8 protein-coding genes and 2 pseudogenes are annotated in these 7,809 nt (G+C 40.6%); all 10 read right to left on the bottom strand.

Annotated elements, in window-relative coordinates; translation table 11 throughout:
- On the bottom strand, positions 1-721 hold a 721-nt coding region (locus AC075L_RS17435), incomplete at its 3' end, for an AAA family ATPase (protein ID WP_476387946.1).
- Between the two features lie 79 nt (positions 722-800).
- Positions 801-1,292, bottom strand: a complete 492-nt coding sequence (locus AC075L_RS17430; RefSeq protein ID WP_022379988.1) for a GNAT family N-acetyltransferase — start codon at positions 1,290-1,292, stop codon at positions 801-803.
- 114 nt (positions 1,293-1,406) lie between these two features.
- Complete coding sequence (locus tag AC075L_RS17425; RefSeq protein ID WP_022379989.1) at positions 1,407-1,844, bottom strand: PPC domain-containing DNA-binding protein; 438 nt, start codon at positions 1,842-1,844, stop codon at positions 1,407-1,409.
- A 159-nt stretch (positions 1,845-2,003) separates the two neighbouring features.
- The gene (locus AC075L_RS17420) at positions 2,004-2,375 is read right to left on the bottom strand and encodes a hypothetical protein (RefSeq protein ID WP_118566679.1); all 372 of its coding nucleotides are present in this window, start codon (positions 2,373-2,375) and stop codon (positions 2,004-2,006) included.
- 179 nt (positions 2,376-2,554) lie between these two features.
- The gene (locus AC075L_RS17415; protein WP_022379991.1) at positions 2,555-3,028 is read right to left on the bottom strand and encodes a YbaK/EbsC family protein; all 474 of its coding nucleotides are present in this window, start codon (positions 3,026-3,028) and stop codon (positions 2,555-2,557) included.
- 25 nt (positions 3,029-3,053) lie between these two features.
- Positions 3,054-3,873 (bottom strand): annotated as a pseudogene (locus tag AC075L_RS17410) (TrmH family RNA methyltransferase).
- 78 nt (positions 3,874-3,951) lie between these two features.
- Complete coding sequence (locus AC075L_RS17405) at positions 3,952-4,485, bottom strand: MATE family efflux transporter (RefSeq protein ID WP_476387947.1); 534 nt, start codon at positions 4,483-4,485, stop codon at positions 3,952-3,954.
- A gap of 312 nt (positions 4,486-4,797) precedes the next feature.
- Positions 4,798-5,203: pseudogene (locus AC075L_RS17400) on the bottom strand (MATE family efflux transporter); the annotation flags it as partial.
- Between the two features lie 234 nt (positions 5,204-5,437).
- Positions 5,438-6,802, bottom strand: coding sequence for an MFS transporter (locus tag AC075L_RS17395; protein WP_008706355.1), 1,365 nt, complete (start codon positions 6,800-6,802; stop codon positions 5,438-5,440).
- Between the two features lie 112 nt (positions 6,803-6,914).
- The coding region (locus AC075L_RS17390) for a zinc-dependent alcohol dehydrogenase (protein ID WP_476387945.1) at positions 6,915-7,809 on the bottom strand (895 nt) is incomplete at its 5' end.

Below are 7,809 nucleotides of genomic sequence, written 5' to 3'. Positions count from 1 at the left end.
CACATAATTCTCTGACTTCTGTCTCTGTAAAACCCACAAACTTCGCCAGAGGTCCTGCATAAATCATAGAAAATTCATCAAACATATTCAGGGCAGAATGTGTTCCATATTTCTTTACCGGCAAGATTCCTGTCATATAAGCAAGATGAATATAAGATTTATCCTTAAGAAAATCCCGCAGAAAATCAAGATACTGCTCCTGTGCTTCTTTATCTGACTTGTATTCTCTGAAAATACAATCCCACTCATCTATAATAATCACAAACTGACATCCTGTCTGCTGATATACATCCTGCATACTTTCAGCAAGATCTTCTTCATCAAAATAGTCCACATCAGGATATTCCTGTTTCAGGTCACGCATCAGAATCCGGTTTAATCGCAGGACCATTTTCTCTACTGTCTTACTGCGGCTTAGGAATTCCTGCATATTTATAAAGAAAACATTATATTTGTTCAGATATTTTGAAAAAGATGAATCTTCTTTTATCTTAAGTCCGTCAAATAATTTTTCAGACTGACATCCTCTGCTGTAATATGCAGCCAGCATATTTGCAGTCATAGACTTTCCGAAACGTCTTGGTCTGCTTACACAGACATTTTGCTGCATGGTGTTAAAAACACGATTGGTATATTGTATCAGTTCTGTTTTGTCTACATAAATCTCAGAATTGATTGCTTTATAAAATTTATCATTGCCGGGATTTAAATACACACCCATTTCACACACCTGCTTTCCTGACAGATATTTTAATTTACCGTAACTATAAAAGTTCCGGTGCAGTAAAATCTTTTATGTTCTACAGCACATAATAATGCGGAATAATATCTTCATAATGTCCATCCGGCATTCTGAATCCCTGGGGAATTACGCCAAGTCTGGTAAAACCTATTCTTTCATATAAATGTAATGCATGGGTGTTATTTGCAACCACTGCATTGAACTGCATAATACGGAAGCCTTTTACTTTCGCTTGTGCGAGGCAGTCAAGAACCAGTTTCTCGCCAATGTGTTCACCACGGAGGTCTCTCCTTACTGCATAGCTGGCATTACATATATGACCGCATCTCCCTACATTGTTCGGGTGCAGGATGTAGAGACCGACAATTTCATTGTTGTCAGTGTTTACTGCGATCCCTGTATAAGTCTGTTCTTTGAAAAAAGCATCTCCTGTTTCTTCTGTCAGGTTTTCTTCCTGTGGGAATGCTACACCGTCCTCTACCACCTGATTCCATATTGTAATAGCTGCTGTTACGTCTTCTGTCTGATATTCTCTGATTACAATACCCATTCTTCTGTCCTCCATTTTCCATATCATACCGTCAACTACCAGTTTTCTGTTTCTTTACATACATCTACCCACTGCTTATTGCTTTTCGCAATTGAAACATGGGACTTACTTGATTCAATTAAAATCCCAGAATCCAGTCCCTGTTTCAGGATCATATTTGCGGCGGATAGTTCCGCCTGTTACCGGATGAAGTTCGATTTCTGCAGTATACAGTACAGTAATTGATTTCATATGACCTGCTGCCATGCAATGTCGTTCACCATCTTTATAAGAAAATACTGCATGGGTATGATGGTAACAAGTATTATTTTCACCTGTGACCACGTTACCGTTTAAAGATACCAACTCAAGCATTCCGGAAATGCGCTGTTCCTCGAAGCTGCCTGTCTCTGGGATAAAGGTCTGAATTTCTGCATCCTTGCATCCTCCGATCCCTGAAAAAGTGGCTGATCTGATATTTTCTTTTTTACATATTTCGAGGATTGTACTGATGATCTCATCATTACGATCCATTCTTATGTAATAGCATTCGCCGAATTTTCTGTAATCCATTTTTTATCTCCATTTAAGTTATTGCTTTTGGATAAATATTGCTTAACAGAAATATTATATTCCTGTTTCCTGTTGATAACAATCCCTATCATTCTGTTTCTGTCATTTAAAGAAGTGTACGTTACTGTGAATGGAGTAAACAGTAACAAGTGTGCAATTTTAACATCTTCCACAGTTCCTGCACGGGTTGCATCTGGCTTTTTTTATGTGCGGATACCATTCATGGATTTCCGGTAATGGATCGCCTTTTTTCCATTCTTTTACACTATAGTGATCCTTAAAAAACACTTTTTCCCCAAAGTATTCTATTTCCAGTGGATAAATTGTAATTTTTTCAGGATTCATACAGCTTTGACAGATTCTCGGGGACAATATCTGATCTCCAAATGATACTGCCTGATTCATAGTGATAATCTGCACATGATTTTCACTGATATATTCTATTTTCTGTTCTGCTGCACATGTGTATGCTGAGGGAATTTTCACTTTGTTGATCGTAAATATCCCCGCAGGAGTTTTTACTGTTTTCATTAATTTTCCACCTTTTATATTCACTATTTCAAAGAAGATAAAGATGAGTGAAGAAAAAACAAGTTCTTTGTATTTGTCCATAATGTCATCCGGCATTCTGAATCCCTGGGGAATCACGCCAAGTCTGGTAAAACCGATTCTTTCATATAAATGTAATGCATGGGTGTTACCATGAACGATCAGTTTTCTGTTTCTTTACACACATCCACCCATCCGTTTGCCTCTGCTACCTGTTCCAGTTCCGGGATTGTGAGCTTTACTGCACTGTGATCATTGCCGGCAGCCGGATATACTGTGGTAAATTGTTTCAGACTTTCGTCAAGGTAGACTTCAATTCCCTCATTAATTCCGAACGGGCATACCCCTCCCGGAGCGTGACCGATGATGTTTTCTACTTCATCAAATGGAATCATTTTTGCCTTTATATGAAAAGTATCTTTATATTTTCGGTTATCTACTCTGGCTGTACCCTCTGTTAAGATCAGGACTGCTTTATCGTTCTGCAAAAAGGACATAGTCTTTGCGATCATACCCGGCTCTACATGAAGGGCTTCTGCTGCTTCTGTTACTGTGGCAGTGGATGCTTCCAGTTCGATCACATGGTCAAGAAAGCCTTTCTCTTCCAGATATTTTTCTGCTTTTTCCAAAGACATTTTTCATTTCCTCCTGAGTTATATCTTACCTGTGTCCCAGCTCCCAGAATGCCACTGCACTTGCCGCAGCTACATTCAACGAATCTACTCCGTGGGACATTGGTATCTTTACTGTATAATCGCAGTCTGCGATGGTCTGTGATGCAAGGCCGTCACCTTCAGTTCCGAGAATGACTGCCAGTTTTTCTTCTGACCGGAGTGCTTTGTCATCAATTCCTACAGAATCGTCACGCAGAGCCATTGCCGCTGTTTTGAATCCCATATTTTGCAGAGTCTGCATTCCATCCTGTGGCCATACAGTTTTTTTATCAAAATATGTCCAAGGAATCTGGAATACGGTTCCCATGCTGACTCTGGCTGCACGTCGATAAAGCGGATCACTGCCAGCCGCCAGTCAGAAGTACTGCATCCATATGGAGAGCTGCTGCTGAGCGAAAAATAGCTCCGATATTTGTAGGATTTACAACATTTTCAAGAACTGCTATGCGGCTGGCATTTCTGCAGATTTCCTCTACAGATGGCAGTGGATTTCTGCGCATTGCACATAGCATTCCGCGCGTAAGGGCAAATCCTGTCAGCTTGACCAGAAGTTCATATTCCGCGGTATAAACCGGCACATCCGAATATTGTTTCAGGATTTCCTGTGCCTCTCCTTCCAGATCTTTATGCTCCACCAGAAAAGAGATTGGCTGGTATCCTGCTTTCAGGGCTCGTTCAATTACTTTCGGACTCTCTGCAATGAAAATTCCCGGTTCCGGTTCATAGTATCGTAAAAGCTGCACTTCAGATGTTCTGGCATATACATCCAGTTCCGGCGCAGCGAAATCTTTTATTTCGTTAAACATAAAAATAAAACCTCCAAACTGAGTAACCTTATCTTACATCAGTTTGGAGGTTTATACAAGAATTCCTTTTCAACAGTGTTATTCGGTTCTTTTTCTTCTGTCTTTATATGCCAGAAACAGAATCGTCAGAAACGTAACCGTCTCCGCTGCAAGAAGAGAGATCCAGATTCCATTTAATCCAAATAATTTCGCAAGTATAACTGCACAGATAACAATAGCAACAATTCCTCTCAGGAATGATCCGACAATCGCGATTTTCGGTTCATCTACTGCTGAGAAATATGCCACCAGTACAATATTGATTCCTGCCACTATAAATCCAAGGAAATACAGACGCAGTCCTGTGTGTGCATAATTCAATAACTGAACATTGTTTTCACTGTTGAAAATGCTGATTAGCGTGTCGGTTGAAGTCCAGATGATCAATTGGGTCAGTGCTTCTACAGCAAGACATACGAGCAGGCTCCATTTCAGAAGTTTTCTTACCTGAATGAGCTGGCCTTTTCCGTAGCTTTCACTGATCAGGGGCTGTGCTCCCTGGGCCAGACCATTGAAAATTGCAAATGCCACGATAGAAAGATTTGCCACAACTCCATAGGCTGCCACACCCATATTTCCCGCTATTCCAAGGATCAGAAAATTAAATACAATAGCAATCACACCGGAAGACAGTTCACCGACAAATGCGGAAACTCCCAGCTGACAGCAGGAAATCAGGTGTCTGAATGACGGTTTTTTCCAATGGAATCCTACATGGTTTCTGCTACTTCTGTAGTGTATGGTACAGACGCTCATTGTTACGATCGGACAGATTGCAGTAGCCAGTCCGGCTCCGGAAAATCCCAGACCGACCGGGAACATGAATATATAATCAAATATAATGTTAAAGATACTTCCACTGATGGAACCGATCATTGCAACAGAAGGCGCTCCATCGTTTCTGGCAAATGCAGTAAATGTATAATTTGACATGAAGAATGGTGTTGCGATCAGAATAATTCTCACATAGTTTCGTCCAAGTCCGATCAGTCCGGCATCTGCACCCAGCAAAGCCAATGCTTTGTCCGGAATAAAGATTCCGATCAGCATAAATGGAACTGCCAGCCAGTATGCTCCAGGTTACTGACTGTACGAAATAATGTTCTGTATTTTTTCCTTTTGCCCTGCTTATGGCATACCTGGTAGCGGAACCAATCCCGATCATAGCCCCAATCGCATAGATCAGTCCATAAACCGGCAGAATCAGATTGAGAACTGCCAGTCCATCAGCACCGGAATATACAGATATAAAGAAAGTATCTGCCAGAACATAAACGGAAATCCCGATCATTCCGGCAACACTCTGGGTTACATATCTGGTGAATCTTTTCAGCATAATACTCCGCTCCTTCGTTATATTGTCAACATTGTCTTCCTTTCATCTGCAGACTTATCTCACCATTATACCCATATAAAACAAAAATACAACCACAAAAACTCCAGACATAAAAATCTCCTTAAGCAGATTTTTTAATGTTGCTCAAGGAGACTCTGTTGATATTCGCAATTCACTTCACGACACTCTTTATTTTACCCGGTTTTTTTTCAGGTCTTCTACAATTTCATTGTAACGTTTTTTATTCAGGCGATAGAAAAACAGTACAATTGCTGTCACTATCCATAAAACTCCCGGAATTGTAGTAAAGGAATGTCTCATAATACTGAGGACAGCCGGATTCTGTACCTGATTTGCCACATATCCATATTTTCCAAGAAGTGCTGCAAGTAGCGCAGTTCCTATTGCCATGCCAATTTTATTTCCCAGTGACACAAATGCATATTGAAAACCATCATTCCTTAAGCCCGTTTTCCACTCTCCGTATTCTACGCAGTCGGGAATGATCGCATAGATTGCAGTGTTAAATCCAGAGAAAAAGAACTGTGTAATTCCTGCAAGTGTATAGAACGCTGCCGGTGTTTCTTTTACATTAAAGAAGAACATACAGAGCATGGAAATTCCAGTGAGGAGAGCAAAAATGGATGCAGTTCTTCCTTTATTGTTCAGTTTGCGGAATACAGGCTGGAAACATGCAGCACCGATAATGGATGGAATGATGATGCACATGGAATATGTAGTATAGTAGGATGCATTTCCCTCTACATAAGTGAAATAGTATAAAACATCTGCATTTCTTCCATAAAGTGTAAATCCGAATAACACCTGTCCGATTAATGCCAGAATATATGGGCGGTTCTGCATCACCGCTCTTAACTGCACTTTTATGGATATTTTTTCTTTTTCCGGCATAATCACCTGCTCTTTTGTTTTTGCAAAACAGAAGAAATGACAGGCTGCAAAAATACATCCGTATATGATTGCTACCAGTAGGTATCCGGTTTTAGCACTTTGACTGCCAAGTTTTCCAATCAGTGGAACTGTAATGATATTGATAATTCCAATTGCAACCATTGCAGATACTGAACGTGATGTATTAATCTTTGCACGTTCATCGATATCCTGTGTCATTGCTCCACAAAGGGTGCCATACGGGATATTTACACAAGTATATCCAAGTACCAGCAGACAGTATGTAATTACCATATAGATAACCTTTGATCTGTCCGACCAGTCCGGATGTGCCCAGAATGTCATAATCAGAAGCACGGCCGTGATCGGAGCTGCAATGAGAAGCCATGGACGATAACGTCCCCATTTTGTTTTGGTTTTATCTGTCAGTCCACCCACGATCGGATCATTGATCGCATCCCAAAATCTCGAAAACAGCATCAGGGCAGAGACTGCTGCCATACTGATTCCGAATACGTCTGTGTAAAAAATCATGAGAAAATTACTGACGAACATCCAGCTGAAATTACATCCTACATCGCCAAATCCATATGCGATTTTACTGATCAACGGAACTTTTACATTTTCGTTTTTACTCTCCATAATTCCTCCTGCCTGCTGCCCTCCTCCGTCTTTCCGTTTACTCATGTCTTCTTTACAGCAGTCTTTTTATTATATCTTTGTCTTACATAATGCTTATGATCAGCAGGGTATTTTATTTTTCCTGCACATTGATAATCACTTTCATTGTAGTCTCACGGTTATCGTCAATGTACTGGTATGCTTTCAGATAATCTTTAAATGCAAACGTCTTAGAGATCAGCGGTCTTAAATGCACTTTTCCTTCATTCACCAGTCTGATTCCGTCTACATAATCATCATGTCTGTACATCATTGTGCTCTTGATATCAAGCTCATGATCATTTGCAACTGCCAGATCGATCTCAGCCATTCCTGCAAAAACTGCAACCAGCACAATCACGCTTCCTTTTCTTGCATATTTGATCGCCTGTCCCATTGTAATGTTATTTCCTGCACAATCATAGATAACATCTGCCTTATCCGGTCCAAAGGCTTCTACCATTGCTTCCCCGAAATTTTTATTTCTTGTGTTGACACATACGTCAATTCCACACTCTTTTGCTTTTTCCAGACGAAGATCACTGACATCTGTGATCATAACTTTAGCTGCTCCCATCCCTTTTGCAGACTGCGCTACCAGATTTCCGATCGGACCGGCTCCTATCACCACAATATTCATTCCTGTTACATCGCCCATCTGTTTAACACCATGAACAGCTACTGCCAGAGGCTCAATCATTGCGCCCTCTTCATAAGACATATCTTCCGGTATCGGTGTTACTTTTGATGCATCAACTGCAAAATACTCGGATGCAGTTCCTGTTGTCTGGAATCCCATTACTTTCAGCTCTTCACAGAGATTGTATTTTCCGTGACGGCATGGATAACAATGTCCACAATATACCTGTGGCTCAATTGTTACTTTCTGTCCCACATGAAATTCTGTTACTGCATCACCTGTTTTTACCACTTCTCCTGATACTTCATGTCCCTGGGTTACCGGATATTTTGTAAAAGGATGTTTTCCG

The sequence above is a fragment of the Blautia sp. ZXY-1-B12 genome (assembly GCF_056339915.1).
Note: the sequence above shows the minus strand (reverse complement) of the source record. Positions and strands in the feature narration are given on the sequence as shown.

Excerpts from the sequence above, each read along its gene's own strand:
- AC075L_RS17430 (WP_022379988.1), bottom strand. The coding sequence starts at position 1,292 with ATGGGTATTGTAATCAGAGAATATCAGACAGAAGACGTAACAGCAGCT.
- AC075L_RS17395 (WP_008706355.1), bottom strand. The coding sequence starts at position 6,802 with ATGGAGAGTAAAAACGAAAATGTAAAAGTTCCGTTGATCAGTAAAATC.
- AC075L_RS17420 (WP_118566679.1), bottom strand. The coding sequence starts at position 2,375 with ATGAAAACAGTAAAAACTCCTGCGGGGATATTTACGATCAACAAAGTG.
- AC075L_RS17425 (WP_022379989.1), bottom strand. The coding sequence starts at position 1,844 with ATGGATTACAGAAAATTCGGCGAATGCTATTACATAAGAATGGATCGT.
- AC075L_RS17405 (WP_476387947.1), bottom strand. The coding sequence starts at position 4,485 with ATGGGTGTGGCAGCCTATGGAGTTGTGGCAAATCTTTCTATCGTGGCA.
- AC075L_RS17415 (WP_022379991.1), bottom strand. The coding sequence starts at position 3,028 with ATGTCTTTGGAAAAAGCAGAAAAATATCTGGAAGAGAAAGGCTTTCTT.